Annotated in this window: 20 protein-coding genes and 1 pseudogene; 9 read left to right on the top strand and 12 right to left on the bottom strand. The window is 48.9% G+C overall.

Annotated elements, in window-relative coordinates; translation table 11 throughout:
* Window positions 1-119: 119 nt before the first annotated feature.
* The 10 genes from SGI98_05210 to SGI98_05165 form a co-directional block, all read right to left on the bottom strand.
* Window positions 120-2339 carry a nitrate reductase gene (locus SGI98_05210; GenBank protein MDZ4742803.1) on the bottom strand — a complete coding sequence of 740 codons (2220 nt, stop codon included), beginning with the start codon at window positions 2337-2339 and terminating at the stop codon, window positions 120-122.
* Entirely contained in the window at window positions 2336-4069 is a 1734-nt protein-coding gene (locus SGI98_05205; GenBank protein MDZ4742802.1) for a DmsC/YnfH family molybdoenzyme membrane anchor subunit, read from the bottom strand. Before SGI98_05205 ends, SGI98_05210 begins: the two co-directional genes overlap by 4 nt.
* Window positions 4066-5850, bottom strand: a complete 1785-nt coding sequence (locus tag SGI98_05200; protein ID MDZ4742801.1) for a NirA family protein — start codon at window positions 5848-5850, stop codon at window positions 4066-4068. Before SGI98_05200 ends, SGI98_05205 begins: the two co-directional genes overlap by 4 nt.
* 13 nt (window positions 5851-5863) lie before the next feature.
* Window positions 5864-7657, bottom strand: coding sequence for a sulfite reductase subunit alpha (locus SGI98_05195; protein MDZ4742800.1), 1794 nt, complete (start codon window positions 7655-7657; stop codon window positions 5864-5866).
* Window positions 7658-7664: 7 nt separating this feature from the next.
* On the bottom strand, window positions 7665-9110 hold the full coding sequence (locus SGI98_05190; protein MDZ4742799.1) for an alginate export family protein: 1446 nt from the start codon (window positions 9108-9110) through the stop codon (window positions 7665-7667).
* Window positions 9111-9259: 149 nt separating this feature from the next.
* Complete coding sequence (locus tag SGI98_05185; protein MDZ4742798.1) at window positions 9260-10084, bottom strand: ABC transporter ATP-binding protein; 825 nt, start codon at window positions 10082-10084, stop codon at window positions 9260-9262.
* Window positions 10081-10947, bottom strand: coding sequence for an ABC transporter ATP-binding protein (locus tag SGI98_05180; protein ID MDZ4742797.1), 867 nt, complete (start codon window positions 10945-10947; stop codon window positions 10081-10083). The genes SGI98_05185 and SGI98_05180 overlap by 4 nt, the downstream gene beginning before the upstream one ends.
* 11 nt (window positions 10948-10958) lie before the next feature.
* Window positions 10959-11783 carry a nitrate ABC transporter permease gene (ntrB, locus tag SGI98_05175; protein ID MDZ4742796.1) on the bottom strand — a complete coding sequence of 275 codons (825 nt, stop codon included), beginning with the start codon at window positions 11781-11783 and terminating at the stop codon, window positions 10959-10961.
* Between the two features lie 5 nt (window positions 11784-11788).
* Window positions 11789-13060, bottom strand: coding sequence for a CmpA/NrtA family ABC transporter substrate-binding protein (locus SGI98_05170; protein ID MDZ4742795.1), 1272 nt, complete (start codon window positions 13058-13060; stop codon window positions 11789-11791).
* Between the two features lie 15 nt (window positions 13061-13075).
* Window positions 13076-14170, bottom strand: coding sequence for a CmpA/NrtA family ABC transporter substrate-binding protein (locus tag SGI98_05165; protein MDZ4742794.1), 1095 nt, complete (start codon window positions 14168-14170; stop codon window positions 13076-13078).
* Window positions 14171-14263: 93 nt separating this feature from the next.
* Between SGI98_05165 and SGI98_05160 the strand changes: the two genes are divergently transcribed.
* From SGI98_05160 to fdhD, 4 genes are all read left to right on the top strand, one after another.
* The gene (locus SGI98_05160; GenBank protein MDZ4742793.1) at window positions 14264-15169 is read left to right on the top strand and encodes a LysR family transcriptional regulator; all 906 of its coding nucleotides are present in this window, start codon (window positions 14264-14266) and stop codon (window positions 15167-15169) included.
* A 388-nt stretch (window positions 15170-15557) separates the two neighbouring features.
* Window positions 15558-16424: a GNAT family N-acyltransferase gene (locus tag SGI98_05155; protein ID MDZ4742792.1), complete on the top strand. Its 867-nt coding sequence runs from the start codon at window positions 15558-15560 to the stop codon at window positions 16422-16424.
* The gene (locus SGI98_05150) at window positions 16421-17206 is read left to right on the top strand and encodes a lysophospholipid acyltransferase family protein (GenBank protein ID MDZ4742791.1); all 786 of its coding nucleotides are present in this window, start codon (window positions 16421-16423) and stop codon (window positions 17204-17206) included. Before SGI98_05155 ends, SGI98_05150 begins: the two co-directional genes overlap by 4 nt.
* Before the next feature lie 137 nt (window positions 17207-17343).
* A complete protein-coding gene (gene fdhD / locus SGI98_05145; protein ID MDZ4742790.1) occupies window positions 17344-18156 on the top strand; it encodes a formate dehydrogenase accessory sulfurtransferase FdhD in 813 nt (270 codons plus the stop codon).
* Between the two features lie 60 nt (window positions 18157-18216).
* Here the strand turns inward: fdhD and SGI98_05140 are convergent, their stop codons facing one another.
* Window positions 18217-19401 (bottom strand): potassium/proton antiporter, encoded by a 1185-nt coding sequence (locus SGI98_05140; GenBank protein MDZ4742789.1) that lies wholly within the window; start codon window positions 19399-19401, stop codon window positions 18217-18219.
* Between the two features lie 77 nt (window positions 19402-19478).
* On the opposite strand from SGI98_05140, the gene SGI98_05135 reads away from it, so the two are divergent.
* The 5 genes and pseudogenes from SGI98_05135 (at window position 19479) to SGI98_05115 (ending at window position 23604) form a co-directional block, all read left to right on the top strand.
* Complete coding sequence (locus tag SGI98_05135; protein ID MDZ4742788.1) at window positions 19479-20324, top strand: MBL fold metallo-hydrolase; 846 nt, start codon at window positions 19479-19481, stop codon at window positions 20322-20324.
* A gap of 108 nt (window positions 20325-20432) precedes the next feature.
* Window positions 20433-20705: pseudogene (locus tag SGI98_05130) on the top strand (DUF5069 domain-containing protein).
* Between the two features lie 54 nt (window positions 20706-20759).
* Complete coding sequence (locus tag SGI98_05125; GenBank protein ID MDZ4742787.1) at window positions 20760-21689, top strand: NAD(P)-dependent oxidoreductase; 930 nt, start codon at window positions 20760-20762, stop codon at window positions 21687-21689.
* Between the two features lie 73 nt (window positions 21690-21762).
* A complete protein-coding gene (locus tag SGI98_05120; protein ID MDZ4742786.1) occupies window positions 21763-22653 on the top strand; it encodes a xylose isomerase in 891 nt (296 codons plus the stop codon).
* A gap of 72 nt (window positions 22654-22725) precedes the next feature.
* A complete protein-coding gene (locus SGI98_05115; protein ID MDZ4742785.1) occupies window positions 22726-23604 on the top strand; it encodes a xylose isomerase in 879 nt (292 codons plus the stop codon).
* A gap of 119 nt (window positions 23605-23723) precedes the next feature.
* Here the strand turns inward: SGI98_05115 and SGI98_05110 are convergent, their stop codons facing one another.
* Window positions 23724-24641, bottom strand: a complete 918-nt coding sequence (locus SGI98_05110; GenBank protein ID MDZ4742784.1) for a LysR family transcriptional regulator — start codon at window positions 24639-24641, stop codon at window positions 23724-23726.
* Window positions 24642-24853: the final 212 nt, after the last annotated feature.

Below are 24853 nucleotides of genomic sequence, written 5' to 3'. Positions count from 1 at the left end.
AGTGCAGGAAGCCCACGAATATAATATGTATGATTTGGGTTGTGAGGAAATGGGAGATTTTTAAATGACCGCAGATATCCTCGGACTATCTACCGGGGCTAGTTGCTTAACAAGGAGGTTTATGATTTTGTTTTTGAGATTTTAACCGCAGAATATTTGTATGAAGGCTGTCGGGAATAAGGATCGAAGCTGTCTTGGGTAAGCTTGTTCACCTCGACAAAATGCATGGGCATGAATAATTGTCCCGGTTTTATATTGGGCGTGACCCGGGCCACGCAAATAATTTTTTTGCGGGATGATTCGACTGTAACGGAGTCACCGGTATAAATATTCGACAGGGCAGCATCCTCCTGATTAATTTCCACGCAAAGGCAGTCAGGAGATAATGCATTTAACACATCAGACTTGCCGCTCCGTGTGAGTGTGTGCCACTGGGAGGAGCTTCCCCTGCCGGTGAGTAGGATAAAGGGATAATGATGATTTATTTGCTCTGATGGAGCGTTTGGCATTTCAAAAATAAATTTCGCCCGGTTTGTGGGAGTGAAAAATAGGCCATCAGAAAATAAACGACGTTGATCACTCGTTAATATATCCCCCTCCCGGAAGGGCCATTGAATGCCATGGGCATGATCGATCATTTGATAGTCCCGTATTCCTGTCAAATCACAGGGCTGGTCTTTGGAAATATCTTTGATGATTTGAAAAACTTCTTCCGGGCTATTCCAACGATCAAATTCAGCCCCGCAACCCCATGCATTCGCAATCAGTTTAAAGATGTTAAAATCTGATAGTGCTTCTCCGGGTGCTTTTCTGACTTTCTTAATTAAACCAATCCGGCGTTCAGAGTTAATCATCGTGCCATTCTTTTCTCCCCATCCAGCCGCAGGCAAGACTAAATCCGCAATTTGCGCGGTATCGGTAGTGGAGTACATGTCTTGAACAACAAGGAATTCAAGTTTCTGGGCAATGCGACGAAACCGTTCCTGATTAATCCAGGAATGTGCGGTATTGGTCCCGATAATCCAGAGTCCTTTGATTTTTCCTTCATCGATTCCGTCGATAATCTGGTCGTAGGCCAGACTATTATTTACCGGTATTTTATCGAGAGGAATAGCAAGAATATCCGCTACACACAGTCGATCCGAGGCTTTGGTAAAGTCCCTGCCGCCGAATAGGGAGCTGGTATTACTGAAAAGCCTTGATCCCATGGCATTACACTGGCCGGTAATTGAATTTGCCCCTGTCCCCGGCCTGCCCACATTGGCTGTCATGAGGGCGAGATTAATAATGGCTTGTGCTGTCCGGGTGGATTCATGCCCTTGGTTGACACCCATCGTCCACCAGAATGAAACCCTTTTGCCATGGGCGATCGTGTATGCAAATTCGTAGAGTTCTTTAACGGACAAACCGGACGTTTCCGAAACCATTTGCGGGGTAAAGTGAGCGGTGTGCTCCTTAAAATCTTCAAATCCTTCAGTATGAGCCTCTATATAAGTATGTTTTACCCAGTCCTCCTGGATGAGTATATGGGCGATACCGTAAAGGAGCGTAAGGTCGCTTTTAGGGGATAAGGCATAATGTCGGGTGGCTGCAACAGCTGTTTCAGTTTTGCGCGGATCGATGACGATGATTTCGGGCTTGTTTTTATTCCGTAAAACCCTTTGCCACATAATAGGATGGGCTATACAAATGTTTGAACCGATTAAAATAATCACGTCTGACTCTTCAAAATCCTGATAGGTATAAGGAGGTGCATCAAAACCAAACGACTGTTTATAAGCAGTAGCGGCAGTGGCCATACATTGACGGGTGTTACTATCACCATGAATCCAACCCATTCCAAATTTCGCGAGTGCCCCGAGGAAGGCCATTTCCTCGGTAGCAATTTGCCCCGAGCTCAAGAAAGCAACTGAGCCAGAACCATGAGTGTCCATGACGCGTTTGAATTTTTCACAGAAAAGGTTTATGGCCGATTCCCATGATATTGGTTTTGGGTCACCTTCGCGTGTACTGCGGTATAAGGGGGTCAGGGCACGGTCAGGCGCATCAAGGGGTGAAAGGGCTTCCCATCCTTTGGGGCACGCCATGCCGAGATTCACCGGATAATCGGTTTTACCTGAAAGATTGATTGCTTCACCATTTTTGAGGTGGATATCAAGCCCGCATCCCGTTGAGCAAAAACCACAGACCGCGGTGGTCGTCGCATCGGGTTCCAAACGTTTAGGCAACCTGCCTAACCCGAATTTTCCGGGAAACTGGACTAGTTCCGCTGTCAGTGCCCCTTTCCACTCGCGTATTTTTTTAATATCGGGAATTTTAATCCTTTTGAGATTAATCATATTCCTCCTGGCATTTTATCGGGAGAAACCGCTTTAAAAAAAAGTGAGCGTTCAGTGAATTCACCTAATAGCCAAAATCCTAATGAGAGTGATGCGACAAAAAGCGGGTGACCATTTGGAGTCAAAAGGAGTAAGGGCAGGAAAATTCCTCCTGCTATTCCTGAGATGATCCGCGTGAGCATAAGTTTTTTGAGAGGCCCTCGCAAGAGGATGGCCGTGCGTTTGATCGCCGGGTGTCCCCTGTCCCGTAGGTGGAGGAATAGAGACATTTCCCCGAGTATTTTAAATGTACACGATATCACCACTGCCCATATTAACAATGTTATATCGACGGGAAATGATCTGAAATGAAGGGTAAAATAGAGCAGCCCAAACAGACCAAAAATAATGACAGTCCCGAGAAAACGTGGCAAGGTGACTTCCCAACGCCAGAATTGCCGCCGAGTAACAGCGTAAACCATGACGGAAGTAAATACTGCGGTGATCCCCACGATCAGGATGGTGACAGAGACAATAGGTAATACAGCCGGATAAATTGTCTGCACCCAATGGTACTGCCCCTGTATCCACCCTGAGATTAACCTGCTGGGGGAGTGTGTGGATAGTCCTTCTAAAATAGGCTCCGTCCATAATGCGAGGACATAAACAGTCGCCAATAATGTCAAAACGCCAAAAGCCAGAATTTCCCTACTGAGCCACGATGTGCGTAATCCAAGGAAAAAGCGCCATGCCTTCAGCGGTTGCCCCAAATGCAGGATGCTACTAGCCATTCCACCGGAGAAAATAATTAATCCCAGGAGTGCCATCCATCGGTTGGCGAGAGTGGGTAATACTCCGACGGCACTGCCGATTATTTGAGCCCCTAAAAATCCAATCCCAGCCTGGGTCAATACCAGCATCACAGCCAGTGGCCAATGTCCGTCTTGGATGATTAATTTATCATGATCCCCGCCCAGCATATTTGAAGGAATGGGTTTTGAAGAAGTATAAACCGTACCGGGCTTTGTGTACCCGGGATCAGGAGAGTCCGGCAGAAAAACGCCATTAGCCGCCCGCTCTGAAATCGAGGCAGTGGAGACGATTGTGATTTTAATGGCTTCATTTGGGCATGCTTGTACACATGCCGGTGCTTCCAATGATTTGAGGCGATCGTGGCACATATCACATTTCCTGATTATCCCGAGATGTGGCGAGTATTTGGGCACATCATAGGGACATTTCATGACGCAATACTGGCAACCTATACATTGGTCATTCAAGTGGCGGACGATTCCTGTTATCACGTCCTTTTCGTAGGCTGTGACCGGACATCCTTCGAGACATCCGGGCTCCAGACAGTGATGGCAGGCGGTCGTTACTGTGACTTGTCCCTGGCCCGCGTTCACAGCCGGATGGAGAACGCCTACAGATCGCCATATTTCATCATCACCGAGACCGTTCAAGCTGTGACAGGCACTCACACAGGCCTTACAGGAGGAGCAGCGATCCAAATCGACTTCAAAAGCAAATTGTTCCCCTGATTGCGGAAGATTCACAGGAATAAGGTTTTGATAGTATTTAGCCTGTAATGGATGGTGAATATCGGCGTGTTGCTGTGCGAATTCCTCGACAGCGGTTAATGACCTTTGCTCGATAAGCAAATTTTGAAGCAGATCCTTTGTGGAAACAGGTTTTGCTCTGGGGATTTGCTCCTGCAAGTCACCTTCGGAATATTTTAAGGGAGGAATCATTCGTTATTAGTAAATATAGCCTGGAGTGTGTTGATATCATGGCGACGGGTGAAATCCTGGAAACTCCCGCCAATATCCGACGTATGGCGAAGGTAGCCATTAAGTATTTTTTCGATTAACTGGGGTAATTCACTAAAGGGAATACTCTTGAATATTTCCCTTCCAATGGAGCGGGACTCACCAAATCCCCCGCCAATAGTAATATGATACCCTTCGACAGACGTCGGGCCGGAACCGACCTTTGTGGCCAATAGGCCAATATCCCCCATATAATGCTGGGCACAAGAATGAGGGCACCCTGTAAAATGAATATTTACGGGGTGTTTCAATAATACCTTCTTATCTAAATATTTCCCGAGTGCAATAGCGTGTGCCTTTGTATCACTCGCTGCATACTTGCAAAACCGGTTTCCGGTACAGGCAATAATCCCGCTGCTGACATTCGATGGCTCGACGGTAAAACCCAGTTTATGGATTTTTTTGAGAGCCTTATCGAGCATTCCCTCGATGATCCATGGAAGAATAATATTCTGCCAAACACTCAGTCTTATCTCCCCGTGACCGTATTGATCCGCGATATCTGCTAAAGCCAGTAATTGGTGTGGGGTGACCTGGCCTACAGGGATTCCTATGCCTATATAATAAAACCCTTCTTGTTTTTGGGGGAAGACGCCTACATGGGAATGGGGTGCAGGGGGGAGTATGTGGGGCGCACAGATTCCAGACACACCATCTTTATCAAAAGGGTCTCTGAGCAGTTTGCTCCCCAAGAGGGATTCTGCAGCGGTTATATAATCGGGAATCGGCATTTTTTCCAAAAGATGTTTGAGCCTAGATTTTTTACGATCCGTCCTGCAACCATGTGTGATAAAGACACGGATCAGTGCTAGAACGGCTTGAACCAGTCCTTCAGGCCGAATTAAGACACCGGTATCGTGGGCGAAAGCCTTGTGTCCAGTAGCCCCACCAAGCTTAATACGAAAATAGATTCCCGGTTCTATTCCTTGGTTATTTTGAATTACCCGGACAGCCTTGCATCCTATATCATTTGTATCTTCGACAGACCCGATTAATCCACCGCCATCAAATGCAATATTAAATTTCCGTGGCAAATCATAAAATTCCCTGTGGGAAAGAATGAATTGCCCTAACTCGTGGACAAACGGGGTCGTATCTATTAATTCGTGCGGATCAATACCAGCAGTTGGATTTGTCGTGATATTACGGATATTATCTGCCCCAGACCCACGGGTATGTAACCCCACCGACTGGATACGCCTTAGGAATTCCATGGTATTGCGGGGCTCAATAAGCCTGATTTGAAAATTGGCACGTGTCGTGATCTGAACGTAACCACTCGTGAGTTCTTGGGCCGTATTAGCAATTTCACGGAGCTGAAATGTTTTTAAGAAACCACCTGGTATCCTCAGACGCGCCATATAAGCATCTTTCACCGGACTTAAAAAGAAGAGCCCATGCCATTTAAAACGGAATGTCTCCTCTTTATCGGGGGCTTTATTATTTTGGGCATTTTCCACGAGAAGATAATAACTGTCCAGGGGGTGTTCCTCATTCTTGACGCGTTCTTCAAAAATCAAGGGGACATCAGTATTTTTAGTCGTCGGCTTCATGTTATCCGGCCCCGAGAAAAGCCCTTGTAAATCTGAAAAAGTAATTCCCCGGTTTGCCAAACCACTAAAAAAGCCTTGCAAATAAGATTTCTGATCGTCGGTGACGATTTTTCCATTAATCAAATCAGGAGTCTTTTGTTTAGATATCATAGGGATACACTTTCTAATAAACGTCACGACAATAACGTTTTTCCATCTTGAGTTTTTTAATGTATTCAGATGCCTGGACTGAAGAGAGGCCACCCGCCTTTTCACAGACTTCGTGGAGTGCGACATCCACGTCTTTAGCCATTCGGCTCGCATCCCCACAGACATAAAAATAGGCGCCTTCTTGAAGCCATTTCCAGAGTTCTCCGGCTTCTTCGACCATGCGGTGTTGGACATAGACCTTATGTGCCTGATCCCTTGAGAAGGCCGTGGAGAGCTTGGACAGAAATCCGTCTGTAGCAAATTTCTCTAATTCATCCTGATAGAAAAAATCCGTGGTAGAATGTTGTTCTCCAAAGAAAAGCCAGTGAGAGCCCTTGGCACCAATAGCCCTCCGGTCCTGTAAAAAGGCTAGGAAAGGGGCAATGCCTGTACCGGGCCCGACCATGATCATTGGGGCATCTGCATCCGCAGGTGGCCTGAATCCAGGAGATGAATGGACAAAAATCGGCACGGGAGTGGAGTTACCCGCCCGGTCCGCCATGAAGGTGGAACACACTCCTCCATGGTGACGACCGTGTGAATGATAACGGACTGTGGCGACCGTTAAATGAACCGATGTCGGGTGAAGTTTCTGTGATGATGAAATCGAGTAAAGTCTTGGTTGCAATTTGCGCAGGGGCGAAAGGAAATCCTGAATACTCTCAAAACGAACGGTGTGGCTTTCAAGAATATCCAATACATCCCGGCCCCACAGGTAATCCTTCAAGGCTGAGGTATGGTCGTTATCGAGTAAACGTTTGAGTTCCGAACTCCCCGAGAGTTCCGCAATTCTGGAAATAAGATCAGAGGATGGTTTTGTAAGATCAAAGGTGCTGATCAGTGTATCACGCAATTTTCTTTCCCTCCCTCCTCCCGTCGATACGAGGGTATCCGGATCGATCTTTAATAGTGAAATAATCCCATCAACGAGCACAGGATCATTTGAAGGTATGACCCCTAAAGCATCACCCGCCTCATAAGTAAGCCCTGATCTCTCTAGGTTAAATTCATAATGTCGTGTTTCTTTCTCAGAATCTTGAGCTGTCAATATCCTGTTAACCAGTAAATGTGATTGGTAAGGATTTGATTTTGACCATTGGGGAATAGATGTGTGCGCTTGATCGTCCGTGTCCGTGAGAGGCACATCGTGTACACTCACTTGTGTCGTGGGGGCTCCTTTGCCCACGATTTGCATTACGCCAGTCAGCCACTTGAGGGCATCACCTTCATAATTGACATCACAATCCACACGGGGATGAATCCTTATGGCTCCACTTGTTTCGAGCAAGGAATCAAATTTCTTTCCGGCTTGGCAGAATTGTGAATAGTTCTTGTCGCCAAATGCGAGCACCGAGAACGAAATATGTGGAAGAGAAAGATTCGTGGTGCCAGAGAGAAAATCCCAGAAGGATTGGGCCGAATCAGGCATATCCCCGTCACCATAGGTGCTTATCAGCAAAAGCACGTTCTTTTCCCGGTTGAGATCGAGAGAACCATAATCCGACATGTTTACGACCGATGGATGAAACCCTGATGACTTTGCGGTTTTGGCTACCTCGTGTGCATACCCTTCGGCTGTCCCCGTCTGGGATCCAAAAAGGATTAAGAGTCTCGGGAGTCCCTCCTCAAGGGCCCGTCCCTGCGCCGATGTGCCCGCCGGGACCGTCAAGGCTCCCACAGCCATCAGACCGGCCAGATAACCATTGATCCAGGCTTTCTGGTCCGGGCTAAATGGCGCGGATTCGGGAATTTGTATGATATCGGCCATAGTCACTTCAGAATTGGAATTCCACCTGGGTATAGAAGAAATCTGCGTTGTTACCGGGGCCCGTATCAGAGAGGTATGATCCCGAAAGAAAATAAGAATAACCAATTTCAGTTTTCATCCATTTTGTCACAGAATATTTAGCGACGAGATCAATTTCTTGTCCGACAAAACGATCTGCTACGAGGCGGTTAGCCCCGGTCCTGACAGGTGTGTATCCGTTGGCCCGGTACCAATAATCATTCGTATTAGCGAGGAAGAAGGCGTGGTAATCGAGGGACAGGTTGAGTTTGGCAACGGGACTAATACTGAAGTTCGCATGGGGGTTGTGCAAATTGCGCCATGCAAAAAGATCCATGTACCCGTAGAATTTATGGTTTGTCGGGAAAAGATTCTGGAAAGAGTTCCCCGTCCCGCTCGTAAAGCTCTCATCCCCCGAGGCAAAATCATATCCGAGGGCTATCCTCGGATTCATCGGGTGAGTAAAGGTGTATCCGCCTTGCATGTATCCGGCATATGCGAGCAGATCACGGCGGCGGGTGGTGGCATTTGGCACGCTGGTACCAGCGGCATTATTCACAATCGTCCCGACCTGCAAGTTTGCTTCGTAGGAATAGTCCCATGGGCCGAGCTTGCCCTTTGTTGATTTACCCCGGGTGCCGATTGTCACATAGTTACCCGCTTGGCTGCCGGGGACAGAATTCGGCGATAACGGGGTCTCACGTGTATAACCGCCCGTAGGGAATCCAGCATTTGCATCCGTTTTATTCCGGAAAAAGGCGTATACATCCGTTTGTTGTGACTCCAGGTATTTTGCAGTATAATACACTCCAAAGAAGCGGTCTTGAGTCTCTGGTTCATTCCAATCACCGATTCTCATATTCACCGGTAGTACGGCAAACCCCTCGATATTCCATTTCTCCTGCTCGAAATGCATCCGTAACCCGTCAAAAACGCGACCGATATTATTCCAATCAAAAGCACCAACCAGACGCTGGTCCCCGTAATTGAGCTCCTGGCGACCGAGTTTAAATCCGAACGGGCAATTTTTAAAGTTCCAGTATTCAAAGTATCCTTGTTTAAGGCCGATATATGAATCCCCCTCTGCACCGTTAAATCCTGGGTAACTAGGGCGGTCTGAGAAATATTCGCGAGAATCCTGGCCTTGGACATAAACGGCCCAATCATCCGATGGCTTGATTTTCATACCGATTTTGAGACGCTGCAGGAGATAATTATCGTCGGTAATCGAGTCAACATAGTCATTAAAATCAAAATTATTATCGCGGTATTCGAAACGTAACCTCTCTTGGAGGTCGAAGAGTAAGGCTCCTCCGGCGACCGCCATGGGATCCCCCGGTTTCCACTCCAATCCTGATTCAATGACTGGGCTGTGGAGTTTGTTTTCGGCAGTGATGTTGCTGCCGGCCCTACCCGGCAATACAATCATGGACATGATTATACCGAAGGTTGCTAATAGCTTATGTCTTGCATTAATTGTCCGGATTATTTTTGACCCTTGATTATTTCGGTTACATCCCGATTGATTGATTATCTGTTTCATAGCTCTTCCTTTCTTGTTAGGTGGGTTGGACTCATTGGTAATTATTTTGTATTCGATGAAAATGTGGGTACTTCATCCGGGGTATGGATACGAGGGGACTCAAGGAAATCGAGTAATTCGCCCCTTAATTCATAGTATCGAGGATCATCCATGATTTCGGCCCGGTGGCGCGGACGAGGGAGATCGACCTTCAGGATTTTTCCCACAGTAGCTTCAGGACCATTCGTCATCATCACGACCCGGTCTGAGAGGAAAACAGCCTCATCGACATCATGGGTCACCATGAGGACTGTTTTTTTATCAGATTCCCAAAGACGAACCAATTCCTGCTGGAGCGCGATTCTCGTAATCCCGTCGAGCATCCCGAATGGTTCATCTAAAAGGAGCATTTTTGGATTCAAAGAAAATGCCCTGGCGATAGACACACGCTGGCGCATGCCCTGAGAAAGTTCGGACGGGACTTTATCAATATCATTCCCGAGTCCCACCAGTTGCAGATAATGGCGGGCCATGGATTTTCTTTCCTGATTGGTTTTTGACGGGAAAACCTCATCCAATCCTAGGGTGACGTTTTTTAATACACTTAACCAAGGAAGCAGGCATGGGGATTGGAAGACAATCCCGCGGTCTGGGCCTGGACCGGTGACTTCTTTCCCGGCCATAACGATCACGCCTGAGGTGACTGTCTCGAGGCCTGCCAACATTGAGAGTACCGTACTTTTTCCACAACCGGAATGGCCGATCAATGTGACAAACTCCCCGCGCGGGATTTTTAAGTTAAAGTCTTTGACCACTGTTAGGATACCATTACGAGTATTAAATTCCTTGTGGAGGCGGCTGAAATCGACATAGCAGTCTTGGATCATAGGTGGGTCACTCCGCATTGAAGATTTTTTGATTCTTGATCACTCATCTCCATCCCTATTGGTTTTTGATGAGCTTGCGCGGCGTTCGACAGGTTCAAATCACGGGGGCCATGTGAGAGCAGGTATTGCAGGACTTTTTTCCGATCCCTGTGATAAGAAGGGTCATGATTGAGTCGTTTCCTGTCTCGGGGCCGGGATACGGTGACAGGGATTGCTTCACCCAAGGTCGCCCCGGGGAGGGCGGAAAGAGGGATGATCCGGTCAGAACAAATAATGCCCTCGTCCACATCATTAGTGATCATTAATAATGTTTTTTTGTCTTCCTGCTGGATACGGACAAGTTCATCTTGTAATTCCGCCCGGGTCAGCGCATCAAGTGCCCCTAATGGCTCATCGAGCAAAAGAATCTGGGGTTCCATTGCTAACCCGCGTGCGAGGGAAACACGCTGTTTCATGCCTCCAGAGAGTTCACATGGCTTCCGGGATAGGGCGTGCCCGAGTTTGACTTTTTCGAGGGCGACGATTGCTTTTGTTGCAATTCTTTTCCTTGATAATGAAGGAAATGCCTGGGCGACAGCCAGCTCCACATTCCTTTGCGCGGTCAGCCAAGGTAAGAGTGAATAATTCTGAAAAATCATCACCCGGTCGAGGCTGGTTGAATTAATCCGTTTTCCTTTAAAAACAACCTCTCCCTTGTCAGGGGTGACCAGACCCGCAATCATACTGATCAGTGTTGTCTTACCCATTCCTGAATACCCCACGATGGAGACGAATTCCCCTTCTTCCATGGAAAGGTTTATTCCTTTAAGGATGGATCGGTCACCATAAGACTTTTCAATGTTTTTAAGTTCGAGGAAGGGCATGATTGGTTTCCTTATGACAGAAAGTATTCTACTTGCTTTTCAATAATCACCATGAACCGATCGAGGATAAATCCGACTAGTCCGATCACGATGATACAGAGAATGATGTGTTCATAGATAAGGGCATTATATTCCTGCCAGAGGAATCCTCCGATACCGGCGGCCCCGGTTAACATTTCAGCAGCGACAATCACCAGCCATGCTATTCCTAACGAGAGTCGGAATCCCGTAAACATATAGGGGAGTGTCGAGGGGATGATTATTTTATAGAGCATTTTGAAACGGGAAAGATTGAGCACTTTACCGACATTCAGATAGTCTTGTGGTACATTGCGCACACCGATGGCTGTATTCAGGACTGTTGGCCACATGGAACATATCGCAATGGTAAATATCGCACTGGGTTCAGCTTTTAAAAAAAGAATCAGACCCAGCGGTAACCATGCTAAGGGCGATATAGGTTTAAGAATCTGGATGATGGGATCAAAGGTCTTGGTGAATACGGACGAAAGCCCCAAGAGTAACCCGAGGGGTGTGCCGATTAAAAGTGCCAAGGCGTACCCTTTACCCACCAAGATGAGGCTATACCAAGTGAACCGGAGGATCCCTTGATCCATTTCACCCCGTTTTGCAAATGGATCCATCACGAGTTCTTTACTTTTCTGCCATGTGGATACCGGTCCGGGGAGATTTTGGGCCCAAGTTATTGAGCTGATTTGCCAAAAGAGAAGAACGGCAAGTAAGCCCAGTACCGGTAGGATGATGGACGGCCAGTCCACATGTATTTTGATTCGCTGTGGAGACATTTCCTTTTTTGTTTTCAGGGTTGTTTCCATGTAAATTATCCTTTCAGGTTTTTAATCGCGAAACCCTTTGCATAGGCCTCCGGATCGGCAGGATTAAATGTTGAATCAACTAGTTTAAGGACTTGGTTGTCATCCGGAGTGACTGTGACACCGATTTCTTTCATTGCCTCGACACACAAATCGCCACGCATCACTTCTTTCGAGATTAAATCATAGGCAGGTGCCCCCTCCGTCAGGCCCCATCTGCGGTATTGGGAAAGAAACCATTTTGCATAAGATTGTGACGGGTAATTTGTATTCCGGTCCGAGAAAATCATGGTATTGGTTTCCTTTGCTTTTTCCCCCGTGCCATAATCATAATCCCCATTAATCCTCCCTAAAATACTTGCAGGATCACAATTGATATAGGACGGTTTACTAATGATCTGGCAGGCTTCAGCGCGGTTAGAGACTTGATCTAACCAGACGCTGGCATCATGGAGTGCTTTGAGGACGGACTTGACTGTTTTGGGGTTCTTCGCGGCAAATTCCGCCGTGAATGCACATACCTTTTCCGGATGGTCAGGCCAGATTTTCTGGGTGGTGGTCACTGTATAACCGATTCCCTCGGTAACCGCCCGGGCATTCCAAGGCTCACCAACACAAAAGCCATCCATTTTGCCCACCTTCATATTTGCTATCATCTGAGGCGGAGGAACGGTAATCAGGGAGATATCTTTATCAGGGTTAATCCCACCCATACCTAGCCAGTAACGTAACCACATCGCATGGGTGCCGGGGGGGAATGTCATTGCAAAGCTCAAAGGTTTGCCTTCGGCAGTGGCTTTTGCAGCAATAGGTTTTAAATCAAGGGCATTCTTGATATTCAGTGATTTATATTTTGCATCTAGGGTGATCCCTTGACCATTGAGGTTGATGATCCACGGGACAACAATTGATTTTTTCGGGCTCCCGGCAAGTCCCATTGTGGACGCTAGTGGCATCCCCAAGAGCATATGGGTGGCCTGGATATCCCCGCTGCAAAGGTTATCACGGATGGCCGCCCAACTCGCCCCCTTCGTGATTGTCGCATTAATTCCATATTTTTTGAAAAACCCCTTCTCAAAGGCGATTACAAATGGGGCACAGTCCGTGAGTGCAATAATGCCGAATTTTATATCAGTCACTTCTGGTGTGTCGGTCGCGGCATAAACATTGCCGACCCATGACTTTGGCAGGGAGGATAAAAGCGTGGTAGCAGTTAATATTTTAGCTCCCGTAGAGAGGAATTGGCGGCGTGATGTTTGAGGTTTTCCAGTGTGAATCATAGCGGGCTCCTGTATTTAGTGTTTGATTGATAATGCTAAAGGTGTGGATGAGGTTTTTTTCTGCGTGAGAGCTGTCGATGCATCAAAGATGTCTTCACGAAAAATGACCCGTTGGATACGTTCCGAGCGGCGGAATTGTTCAGACGCCATGCCTTGGGCTACCATTCGTTGGAGGATCCAATCTTCTTTGGCCCAAGACGGGCGGTTGGCATCAAAGCGTCGGAAAATAAATGGATTTAGTATGCTGGAAAGTTGCTGAGAGGGGATGGCTTCAAAAGATTTCCCGCGTAAACAATCAAAAAGTAAAGCTGCTGGGATATTGAGATATTCTTTGCGTGCCATTATTTCGGCTACTAGCTCGGAATTTTCCTCGCAGTATTCACAAGCATTCAAGAGGGCTCTGTTTAATAAAATCACTTCATCATGCCGTTTGTGTGCAAATTCCTCTGTCATCATCAGGACTTTTTCGGGATGTCCGGGGGACAAATCAGCACTCCGGGCAATGATCCGTCCGGATTTCTTTTTTGCTGCAATGGAGTTCCAAGGCTCTCCTACACAAAATCCATCGATTGTTCCTGACTCGAGGTTTGCACAGACCAGCGGGGGGGGAATCACGACCAGTTCATAATCCCGCATTTCTTCTAAGCCGGCCATCAAAAGAAATTCCTTCATTAAAAAATAGTGTGTGGAGACCTTTGATACCACGCCGAAAACAAGTTTCTTATGGACGGTGGATTTCCATTCTCCTAATGACCGGGCGTCAAAGACTCCGTTGTTGGCGATTTTTTCAGATAATGTAATAGAGTTACCGTGGAGATTCAGGATCATGGGAGTGATACAGGGACGAACGGGGCACCCCAGGCCGAGGCTCACCGCGAAAGGCAATCCAACCACGGCTTGTGATGCATCTAATTCTGAGTAGATGATTTTATCCCTGACAGACGCCCATCCCAGTACTTTACTGATCTTCACTCTCAGTCCCTCTTTATCGAAAAATCCAAGCTCTTTACCGATCACAATGGGGGCACTATCCAGGAGCGAGACATAACCCAACCTCAAAATCGCATGATCAGGTTGTAATTTTTTATGCACTTTGCTTGTCCATTTCATGCCAGCTTAAAAAGCAGATATGATACCACATGGCGTTTTTATGTCATTATTTCTATGGATTATAATTATAGTTATGATAAATAATATTTATAGATGAATATTCCCCTAAACAGTTTCCATCTCTCTGCATTCCTTGCGGTGGCCCGGGAGGGGAGCTTTACGGCGGCGGCCAGAATCCTCAATCTATCCCAGCCCGCCATTAGCCATTCAATCAAATTGCTAGAAAGCGATTTGGAATGCCGGTTATTCGAGCGTGAAGGCAAGAGCGTACGCCTGACCCAGGCCGGGGAACAACTCGAAGTGACCGCCAAACGCATATTCAATGATATGGATACTGCCCGTAGCGAGATTAAAAACTTGGGCTTATGGGGTGTCGGTCGCTTACGCCTGACAAGTCCCATCACCATTTGTCAGCACTTACTGCCTTCGGTTTTTCGCGAATTCAAAGAAAGTTTCCCCCGTTGTAAGATCGATATTAGGACCTCAGACACCCATCAGGCAATAGACGATGTCATTAATCAAGACGTTAATCTGGCGATTACCTTACGCCCTCAGGATGATCTCGGGCTGATTTTTAAGGCGCTATTTTCAGATGAACTTATCTTTGTCGTGGATCCCCTCCATCCATGGGCAAAGTTAAAACAAGCCCCTCTGAGCGATGTCAAAATGCAGAACTTGATTATCTATACCAAGAACAGCTCTACCTTTAAAATGATCGAACACTATTTTTCAGGCCTTGGGGTCTCACTGCGGCTGGCCATCGATATGGGGAGTATGGAAGCCATTAAAGAAATGGTCAAAATCGGATTAGGGATTGGAATCATGCCGGCTTGGGTAGCCCGCGATGAGATTGACGAAGGTTCGCTCGTCGGAATCTCATTTGGCTCAAAAAAATTAAGGAGGCAGTGGGGCATTATCCACCGTCGTACCCATTCTCTGAGCTTGGCCGAGGAAACTTTTGTAGGCCTTTGCCGTACTGCTGCCGAAGAATTCCATTAAAACAGTTCCCAGCCTACAGAAAACCAGAGGTTCTTGTATTCAGTGTTGAACAACGCCGGGGGGGGAAGAGGGTGATGTTTCGGAATAGGGCTGACCAAACTCATTTTGTGTAGGGCGACCGGCCCGGTTGCCGAATGCCGGATGTGTGCTGTGAAACTCTCTGGCCCGTGGTAAGCAGGGCCGCTTGCCCTACACAAAGTCAGGCCAAGGGCATTGGTATTTTCCTCGATCTCACACTGTCCTGCTGTGTGCCTTTGCCAGTTATAAAAACTTTCGCGGTCGGCACGACGGGTCCGTGAGGAAGGACTTTTTTTTGTCACAAATCTGACACGTACACGTTACAATGTGTCACTGTTCTTTTTCTGGTTCCTGCCTTTTTGTAGGGACTGTGCAGACACATATCCTTTCAAAAGTCTCTAGGCCGGAAATCCCGTTGAAAATTGCCGGGGGAGGAACGATCCCGTTGGCAGATTGGACCAGCACAAAGGGCGGGTTCCGGGTGCGTTTCGCCATGAATGCGGATGATATCAAAAAAGCCCAGAAACTCCGGTACCAGATATTTAATGTCGAACTCAAGGAAGGTCTCGATACCGCGCACGCCACGGGCCGGGACGAGGATGAATTTGACGCGGTCTGCCAGCATTTAATCGTCGAGGAAATCCACTCCGGCCAGATCGTCGGCACTTACCGGATGCAGTCGGGGGCGCAGGCCCTTTGTAACCGGGGATACTACTGTGAACGGGAGTTTGAATTCTCCGTTTTTGAGCCTGTGCGTTTTGAATTTATCGAGCTGGGCCGTGCTTGTGTGGCCCGGCATGCGCGCAATTTGCTCGTCATCAGCCTGCTCTGGCGTGGGATCGCCCATTACGCATTTTCTGCCGGAGTCCGTTATCTTGCGGGGTGCAGTTCCTTGACTTCCCAAACCCCTGCGGAAGGAGTCGCCCTTTTTGAGGTCTTCGCCCGGGAGAATCTTTTGTCTCCTGATTTCCCGACGGTTCCCTTGCGACATCTGGATTGCCGTCTCTTAGCAAAGGGGAAAACCAATGCCCCGAAAACCCCGAAACTCATGCAAGCTTACCTGCACCTCGGCGCAAAAATCTGTAGTCCCCCGGCCTTTGATGCGGAATTTAAAACCATCGACTTCCTGACAGTCCTCGACCTCCACAAAATCTCACACGCTCATTTGCTGAAGTTATTAGGATTAGAAGATTCAGCCAGCCTTCAAAGGGACGATCAGGGTATGACATCCCTATGAATTTTCCACGTGCATGCATTAGATTAATCCGGCTGGCCTGGGTACTGGGTAGCAGTGCCTTGGAGTATGTACTCATCTCAAAATCTCGATCGGATGATCCGGTCAAAATAAAAGCCGCGCAAATCGCCTGGGGCTCGCGGGTCGCGGGTAAACTCGTGAATATTTTCGGTCTGAAAATCAATGTTTTTGGGGCCTGCCCGAAAAAGGGTTGCCTCGTCAGTAATCACCTCGGATACCTCGATATCTTTGTCCTCTATTCATTATGCCCTTTTGTTTTTGTCGGGAAAGCGGATATCGCCCGCTGGCCGTTTTTCGGATGGCTAGCGACCCACGGGGGCATACTCTATATTAAACGGGAGCAACGCGGTGATGTCGCACGGGTCATCGCCGAGATACGCCATTTGCTCGGAGCAGGATTACAAGTGGCCTTTTTCCCGGAAGGCACATCATCCCGCGGCCAAGAAGTGCTCCCCTTCCGTTCACCCTTGATTGAATCCATTTGTGAGGGGCAGAACCCTGTCACAGCGGCGGCCATCGCCTATCAGGACAATGCCCGGGCCAGTTATGCCGGTAACGACCTCCTGCTCCCCCATCTCTGGCGGATGCTCGGCACCCCTGCCATGGAAGTGAATGTCCGTTTTTCCGCTCCCATGCTCTTTCACTCCAGCCGGAAACATACCACCCAAAACCTGCATAATGAAGTCTCCCGTTTACACCGCAGTCTCCACCCCGAGTTGCCCCTGCCCGCTAACGAGCAACAGACTACTGCTATCTCCGTATAAAAAACAGGGGGGGGAGAAGAGCTTAAAAACGGGAGCTTTTTTCCCGACCTCGAGCAATTTGCTGCGAGGTAAAAAGAAAATTCCCTATAAAAAAGCTGTGTAAATCCGCGCCGATCTGCGGTAACTTTTTTCCCGTAATGAATCCCAGTGTCACCCATTGTTCAAAAGCGAGGATCACCGGATCCGCCCCGGCGCAGGCTCAAGACGATGTCCTCGCCGTGGAGGAGCCCCTCGAAATCCGTGTCAAAGGCCAGAGTGTCGCCGTGACCATGCGCACCCCCGGCCATGATGAGGAGCTCGCCACAGGATTCCTCGTTACCGAAGGAATCGTCACCCGCCCGGCGCAAATTGCGCAAATCGAATATTGCCAGCAGGGTGAGGCCGCACGTCTCCAGAATATCCTTAATGACTTCCTGACACCTGATACCCCCTTTCACACCGCCCGCCTCCAGAGGAATTTCTATGCCTCGTCGAGCTGCGGGATCTGTGGCAAAGCATCGATAGAAAGTATCCACGGGCATTTCCCCCCGGTGACTTCCTCCGTGCAAATCGCGCGGGAGATCGTTTATTCGCTCCCGGACAAATTGCGCGCGGCACAAAATGTTTTTGAGCAGACGGGCTCACTCCATGCCGCCGGGCTTTTTAGCCGGGCGGGTGATTTGCTCGTGCTGCGTGAGGATGTCGGCCGTCATAATGCCGTGGACAAAGTCATCGGTTATGCCGCCCGGAGCAATTTGCTTCCGTTGGACGAGCACATCCTTTTTGTCAGTGGGCGGACGTCCTTTGAAATCATCCAAAAAGCCCTCTCCGCCGGTATCGCGGTCATCGCCGCCGTCTCCGGCCCATCGAGCCTCGCTGTCGCCCTCGCGCAAGAAAGCGGGCAAACCCTGATCGGTTTCCTACGCGGGCAAACTTTTAATATCTATAGTGGAGAGGAAAGAATCGTTTAAAGGATTTCCCCCCCCCCTCTCCCGATTGTTATAATAGGGGGAGAGGAAGATTTCTATTCCTCACTTTGAGACTTTGCAGAGTCTGGCCATGAAGGGGATAGTGGTCCCTTGAATGAGGATGGAGGTTAGGACCATAAAAAAGATGAGGTTAAAAATCGCATCGGCATAGGCGATACCGGCTAGCAGAGGCATGGTAGCCAGCACAATCGGGACGGCCCCGCGTAGGCCGACCCAGGAAATAAAAAATTTCTCATTGGTTTTCATCGGGAAGGGGGAGAGGGAAATAAAGACACTCAGGGGCCGGGCGATTAAAATCAGGACAAGCGAGAGGAATACCCCTTCCCAAGCAACGCCGGGGAGTTGTTTCGGAAAGACCTGTAAACCCAGGATCAAGAACATTAAAATCTGCATCAACCAAGAAACAGCGTCGGAGAAAGATTTGACCGGGGCTTTCATGTAGAAGCGGCTATTACCCACCAGGATACCCGCGACATACACCGCGAGAAACCCGCTCCCCCCGAGGCTCGCAGTAAATCCATAAATAAAGAATACAGCAGCGATAGTTAAAACGGGGTAGAGAGCCGAAAAGTCAAATTTCATCACGTGCAAGAATCGGACGAGCAACTTGCCCATCACCAGTCCGAAGAAAAGTCCGAGCCCCAGCTGCTTCACAAAAATCAGGATGAATGCGGCTAAGGTGGTTTCCGGGACTTTGATCCATTCGATGACGCCCACCACCAGCATGATGGCCATCGGGTCGTTACTACCGGATTCAAACTCTAAAAGCGGTTTTAAATGCCCCTTGAGCTTCACTTTGGCGGCATTCATCACCGAAAAAACGGCGGCGGCATCCGTACTGGAAACAATCGCCCCGATGAGCAAGGCGATTTTAAAGTCGATCGAGTACGTATAAAAACAGGCGATTGTCACGACCAGTGCCGTGATCAGCACCCCGACCGTGGAAAGAATCACACCTTTGGGCATGAGAGGCTTGATCTCTAGCCATTTTGTTTCCATCCCCCCAGAAAAAAGGATACTGGCTAAGGCCACGGTTCCGAAAAATTGTGCGGCCCAAGGGTCGTCAAACCAAATCCCGCCCGGGCCATCACTCCCGGCAAACATTCCTATCGCCAAGGAAATTAAAAGGGCGGGCACGCCAAATTTACCCGAGATATTATTTGCCAGTATACCCATGATCAAAAGAACTGCGGCGGTGAGAATGATGAATTCAATGGGGTAAGGCATGCGAAGGGAGATTTTGTAGCGGGATCCGAGCCAAAAACAAGTTGCATCTCTGTTACGAAAGGTTTTTGATCAAAAATATGATGATCCCTTTAGAAGATTTATACAACGATATCCTGTCCAAATCCATCCGGGGCCGCGGCCTTGGTTACGAGGAAGCCGCCAAAAAGGCCGAGGTGAACTGGGCTGATGTGACCAAACTCAAGGAAGGCCATTTCCGTCCGGGGGACGAAGCCTCCCTGCGCAAACTCGCGCAAGTTGCCCAGCTTAATGCCGATGCACTCGTCGCCAGCGCCTTAAAGACATGGCACCCCGGCGAGATCGAGACCGCCCAAGATTTCGCGATGTATGCGACCCCCTATAAAAATGACATCGTGGTGAATTCCTACCTGATCTGGGATCGTGAAAGCCATTTGGCCGTCGCTTTCGATACCGGCACCGATTGTGATGGTATGCTCGACACGATTAAACAAAATCAACTCCAGCTCCACACGATCCTGCTGACCCATTCACACGGCGACCATATCCTGGAGATCGACCGGCTCATGCAGAAAACCGGTTGCACCCGCGCCTTTATCGGGCAACGCGAACCCGTCGAGGGTGTCCAATCTACCGTGAAACAAGGTGACTCATGGCAAATTGCGCGGTTCAAAATCTCCGCGCTGGAAACGGGGGGACATTCCGCCGGGGGCATTACCTATATCGTCGATGGCCTGAGTGAGGAGCAATCCTACGCATTCGTGGGTGACTCGATTTTTTCAGGTTCCATGGGTGGGGGATTGGTGAGTTTCCAGGATGCGTTTGAGAATAATCTCCGCAAGATCCTGACCCTTCCGGACGATACGATCCTTTGCTGTGGTCACGGCCCTTTGACGACCGTGGGCCTCGAGAAAAAATACAACCCGTTTTTTGCCGGCCGTGCCTAAAAACTATTCAATCCAAATCAGCGAACCTTTTCCTTGCGGTTTTCGCCGTCTTTGGTTGTTTTAGAGTTTCCTTATTGAACCAATAACTCAGGAGTAAACAAAATCGTTATGAAATATCCCCGCAGTCCGAAAGAAACCCTCGGTAATTACGTCCACTTGCCACGCTTCATCGACAAAGCCCGTATGTTCCTTGATGGAACCTTGCCCAAAGATTATCTGAAAAATTTTTGCGGTGGTTACGATGGGATGTTTTTGAAAACTACAAAGATCAGCAAAAATAATTTTATCGAAGCCGTCAACACCCTCTCGGACGATGCCGATATCGAGAAATGGGTGAAGAAAAACTCGAAAGCCAAAGCCGCCGATATCAAAGCTTTTAATGTAGCTGTCCTGACCTATCCCGGTACCGTCAAAGGCATCCGTGGAGTCTCCCGCATGGTGGATGTCATTGATTTCGACGAGAAACGTTTCGTCCCGACCAGAGTCGCATTTGTCGGTGTCGGACGGATGGGTGCGAATATGGCCCGCCGCTTGAAAGACCTCGGATTTAATGTCACGGCTGTTTATGACGTGAACCGTGTCGGGGCCAAAGCCCTCGCCAAGGAAATCGGTTGCGCCGCCCCGGAAAAACTCTCCGAAGTCAGCGCCTCCGCCGATGTGATCATCACCGTGGTGACTAATGACGCCTCGATGCGCTCGATCTTCCTCGCCAAAGGCGACAATCTCCTGACTAGTGCCCGCAGCCGTATATTCGTGAATTGCGCCACCCTCTCCCCGGCTATCCACCTCGAAGTCGAGAAAGCCGCCCAAAAAGCCGGTGCAAAAACTCTCGAAGCCTGTATGGCCTCCTCCATTACTCAAGCTCGTAACGGCACCCTCTATCTGATGTGTGGTGGTGACGTCAAAGTATTCGAGAAAGTTTCTCCTATCCTGAATGCGATGAGTGTGATCTGCCGTTTCGTCGGTAAAGCCGGGGACGCCGCGAAGGTCAAAGCCCTCGTAAATATGGTCATGAATATTAATACGGCCGGACTCGCAGAAGGCCTCGGCCTCGCCGACGCGATGAAGCTCGACTTGAGCATGGTCCGCGAAGTCTTCAGCCAGACCGGAGCAAATTCCCGCGTGCTGGTCACGGATGGTGAAGACATGCAGAACCGTGACCATAGCTGTTTCTTCTCCGGCGAACATGCCGCAAAAGACTCCGGCATCGCCCTAGCCCTGGCTGCCGAAGCGAAGCTTAATCTCCCCGTGGCCGTCGCCTCCAAAGCCCAGTTCGACAAAATGGTCAAGCTCGGTATCGGCGACCTCGACAAGTCCGGTGTGGCTGAGCTCACATTCAAAGGACGCACGCTCCACAAAAAGTAAAATAATTTAATCACAAAGCCCCGAGCAATTTGCACGGGGCTTTTTTTTAACCCCTAAAAAAAGCATACCCCCTATGGCTATCCAAAAAATACCTGTACTTAAACAATTCGCAAACCTCTGGACTTTGATCCACCAGCCTGACATCGATGATACGAAAAAAGAATGGTCGATGGACGAGAAATTCAAACAAGCCAAGAAACAAGGATTCGACTCTGTGGGCATCTGGGCTGACCCTGATCTCTTTTTGCCACTCGCTCAAAAACATAAACTGGCACTCGTCGTCTATATCGACTCGAATGCGAAAAATTATAAAGCTAAGCTCGAAGCTGCGGCTAAATGTAAACCCGCCCGTGTAAATGTCCAGATGTGTGACCACGACACCCTGCCAAAGGATGCCGTTAAAGTCTGGCTCGCCATGATGGAGTACGCAAAGAAACTGGGCATCGCTGATATCATTGATCTAGAGGTCCACCGTGATACTTGCACGGAAACCCCTGAGAAAACCTACGAGATCGCGAAGCTTTACCAGCAAAAGACTAAGAAAAAAATCCAGATGTCTTTCGACTTCTCGCACTTCGCCGTGGTCAAACACATTTATCCTCCTTACAAAAACCGTTTGCTCGTCGAACGCCTCGACCTGACGCAATTTGCGCGGCAAATACACCTGCGTCCTTTCAACGGTCACCATTGCCAGGTACCCCTGACAAATGGACAAGGTAAAATCTCCGAGGAAGGTAAAGCCTATGTCGAATTCGTCAGCGACCTGCTGGCCGAATGGCTCAAGGGCCCACAAGCCAAAGCCGGGGCCACCCTCTATGTGTGTCCGGAGTTTGGGCCTCGCTGTAGTGCCTACGGCCTGACCACATTCCCCGATGTCTGGAAAGATGCCTGCCTCCTGCGCAAGGAAACAGATAAAATCTGGAAAAAGCATCTCACTGCTTTCAAAAGCGGTAAATTAAAATAAAGAACTCTATGATAAGCCCCGCTTTTGATAGCGGGGCTTTTTTTTATCAACCCAACAAAAAATATTCTAATTATGGCCACTCAAAAAACTCCCGTCTTAAAACAATTCATGAATTTCTGGACCTTATGGAATTATCCCAACGAGAAGAAACCCTGGTCTGAAGAGCAACGCTGCAAGATCATCAAAGAGGAGGGGTTCACCACCGCCGGCATCGGCGCCTCCCCTGAAGTCGCTGAAATCGCCCGCAAGGCCGGTTTGGATTGTGTGGTTTATATCGACGGCAGCCTGAAAACTTATCAGGACCGCCTCAATGCCGCTGTCCTATGTAAACCTTCCCGTATCAATGTCCAAGCCTGTGACCACGACACCACTCCGGCAGAAGCCGTGAAAGTCTGGATCGAAATGGTCAAATACGCAAAGACCCTCGGGCTCGATAAGATCATGGACTTGGAGGTGCACCGCGATACCTGTACAGAAACTCCCGAGAAAACCTACGAGATCGCCAGGCTCTACAAACAAAAGACTGGCCAACGCATTAATTTATGTTTCGATTTCTCCCACTTTGCCGTGGTCAAACACATCAGTCCTCCTTACCGTAACCGTCTCCTCGTTGATCATGTCGATCTGACCCAGGCCTCCCTCCAGCTCCACCTCCGCCCGTTTAATGGGCACCATTGCCAAGTCCCCTTGAGCAATGGCAAAGGGGTTCTGACTAATGATGGTAAGGCTTATCTGGAATTTGTCAATGACCTGCTCACTGAATGGATCAAAGGCCCACAAGCTAAAGCCGGTGCCACCCTCTATGTGTGTCCGGAGTTCGGACCTTTCGGGAGCGGTTACGGATTGAGCACATTCCCCGACGTTTACAAGGATGCCTGTCTCCTGCGCAAAGAAACCGATAAAATCTGGAAATCACTCGTCACGAAGTGGAAATCCGGAAAACTAAAATAAATATCCGCCCAGAAAACAAATCGCTCCACAATCACCCTTTACTGGGAACTCGTGGTAAGTTGTGTGGTTTACCCTTAGAAGAATGTCTCTCCCCCGAGATTGCGTCCTGCTCGGTCGATTTATTTAATTTTGACCGAGCTTTTTGACTGGGCAAACTTTTTGGTTTGGGGGGCGATCAAGTCTTTGACGAGTTGATTGGGAAATTTACGGTCTGGGGTGATGGCGTAAAAACTTTCTTTGATCTGGGGGAAACGGTACCATTCCGTCAGGAGTCCTTGGGTGAGTTCGTCCTTCACCACAATCTGGGGGACAAGGGTGAGGGCATTGGAATTCCGCGCCATGACTCGGAGCATGCCCATGTCGTCGACCTCGGCGGCAATGATGGGGCGGATCCCCTCTTGGCTGAGGAGGAGGTCGAAAGCCGCCCGGATATTGCTTTCGGGCCCCGGGAGATTCAGGGGAATTGTGCTGAGATCATCTGGGAACCGGAATTTTTTTGAGGATTTCCCGGGTCGACCCACGAGGCTGACGGGCTGCTCATCGATGAGGTGACTGTGCCAGCGTGTATTCGAGTCCCGGTGGACGGGGAGGTTGGAAAGGATCAGGTCGATCGTGTGGGCTTCGAGTTGAATGAGGAGTTCGCGCAGGTTCCCCGAGCGGATGATGAGTTCCGTGCCGGGTTTGTCGATGAAGGGCGCGAGGAGACCGATCTGGAAATTCCGTGACAGGGTGGTGACCGAACCTATCCGGAGGATCTGGCGTCTGCCGGCATCACGGTGATGCAAGGTGTCCATGAGCTCCTCCCCCGCGAGGAAAATGGACTCGGCATAATCAAGGGTGATACGGCCAGCCTCTGTCAGGATCAGCGATTTATTTTTCCTTTCAAAGAGTGGTTGCCCCAGGCTTTCTTCGAGTTTGCGGAGCTGGATGCTCAAGGCGGATTGAGAGATATTCAGGCGCTGCGCTGCACGGGTGAGGTTACCGTCATTAGCGATCGCTCTGAAATAACGGAGATGATGGTAGTTCAGGAAAGACATGTGATCGATATATTATATATATCAAAAATGTAAATAACATATATTGGATTGAATGATTAATTTTTTCTAGTGTCGGGGGAAAGAAAGAACAGAAAAATATGATATTCCAAAATATAGAACTTTTCCGGGCGTTACTCATCGCCCTTTGCCCGTTGAGCCTCCTGTGCATGGCCTTTTTGCCTTCGCGCCTTCTTAATGCCCAGGGGCAGGCT

Source organism: Verrucomicrobiota bacterium, assembly GCA_034440155.1.
GTDB lineage: Bacteria > Verrucomicrobiota > Verrucomicrobiia > JAWXBN01 > JAWXBN01 > JAWXBN01.
The sequence above is the reverse complement of the archived record's forward strand: the minus strand, read 5'-3'. Positions and strand labels throughout refer to the sequence as shown.

What these genes read in the sequence shown, in the direction of transcription:
- SGI98_05115 (MDZ4742785.1), top strand. Translation starts at nt 22,726, where the DNA reads ATGGCCACTCAAAAAACTCCCGTCTTAAAACAATTCATGAATTTCTGG.
- SGI98_05120 (MDZ4742786.1), top strand. Translation starts at nt 21,763, where the DNA reads ATGGCTATCCAAAAAATACCTGTACTTAAACAATTCGCAAACCTCTGG.
- SGI98_05125 (MDZ4742787.1), top strand. Translation starts at nt 20,760, where the DNA reads ATGGTGGATGTCATTGATTTCGACGAGAAACGTTTCGTCCCGACCAGA.
- SGI98_05195 (MDZ4742800.1), bottom strand. Translation starts at nt 7,657, where the DNA reads ATGGCCGATATCATACAAATTCCCGAATCCGCGCCATTTAGCCCGGAC.
- SGI98_05170 (MDZ4742795.1), bottom strand. Translation starts at nt 13,060, where the DNA reads ATGATTCACACTGGAAAACCTCAAACATCACGCCGCCAATTCCTCTCT.
- ntrB (MDZ4742796.1), bottom strand. Translation starts at nt 11,783, where the DNA reads ATGGAAACAACCCTGAAAACAAAAAAGGAAATGTCTCCACAGCGAATC.
- SGI98_05190 (MDZ4742799.1), bottom strand. Translation starts at nt 9,110, where the DNA reads ATGTCCATGATTGTATTGCCGGGTAGGGCCGGCAGCAACATCACTGCC.
- SGI98_05200 (MDZ4742801.1), bottom strand. Translation starts at nt 5,850, where the DNA reads ATGATATCTAAACAAAAGACTCCTGATTTGATTAATGGAAAAATCGTC.
- SGI98_05110 (MDZ4742784.1), bottom strand. Translation starts at nt 24,641, where the DNA reads ATGTCTTTCCTGAACTACCATCATCTCCGTTATTTCAGAGCGATCGCT.
- SGI98_05210 (MDZ4742803.1), bottom strand. Translation starts at nt 2,339, where the DNA reads ATGATTAATCTCAAAAGGATTAAAATTCCCGATATTAAAAAAATACGC.
- SGI98_05140 (MDZ4742789.1), bottom strand. Translation starts at nt 19,401, where the DNA reads ATGCCTTACCCCATTGAATTCATCATTCTCACCGCCGCAGTTCTTTTG.
- SGI98_05205 (MDZ4742802.1), bottom strand. Translation starts at nt 4,069, where the DNA reads ATGATTCCTCCCTTAAAATATTCCGAAGGTGACTTGCAGGAGCAAATC.
- SGI98_05185 (MDZ4742798.1), bottom strand. Translation starts at nt 10,084, where the DNA reads ATGATCCAAGACTGCTATGTCGATTTCAGCCGCCTCCACAAGGAATTT.
- SGI98_05150 (MDZ4742791.1), top strand. Translation starts at nt 16,421, where the DNA reads ATGAATTTTCCACGTGCATGCATTAGATTAATCCGGCTGGCCTGGGTA.
- SGI98_05160 (MDZ4742793.1), top strand. Translation starts at nt 14,264, where the DNA reads ATGAATATTCCCCTAAACAGTTTCCATCTCTCTGCATTCCTTGCGGTG.
- SGI98_05165 (MDZ4742794.1), bottom strand. Translation starts at nt 14,170, where the DNA reads ATGAAATGGACAAGCAAAGTGCATAAAAAATTACAACCTGATCATGCG.
- SGI98_05180 (MDZ4742797.1), bottom strand. Translation starts at nt 10,947, where the DNA reads ATGCCCTTCCTCGAACTTAAAAACATTGAAAAGTCTTATGGTGACCGA.
- fdhD (MDZ4742790.1), top strand. Translation starts at nt 17,344, where the DNA reads ATGAATCCCAGTGTCACCCATTGTTCAAAAGCGAGGATCACCGGATCC.
- SGI98_05135 (MDZ4742788.1), top strand. Translation starts at nt 19,479, where the DNA reads ATGATGATCCCTTTAGAAGATTTATACAACGATATCCTGTCCAAATCC.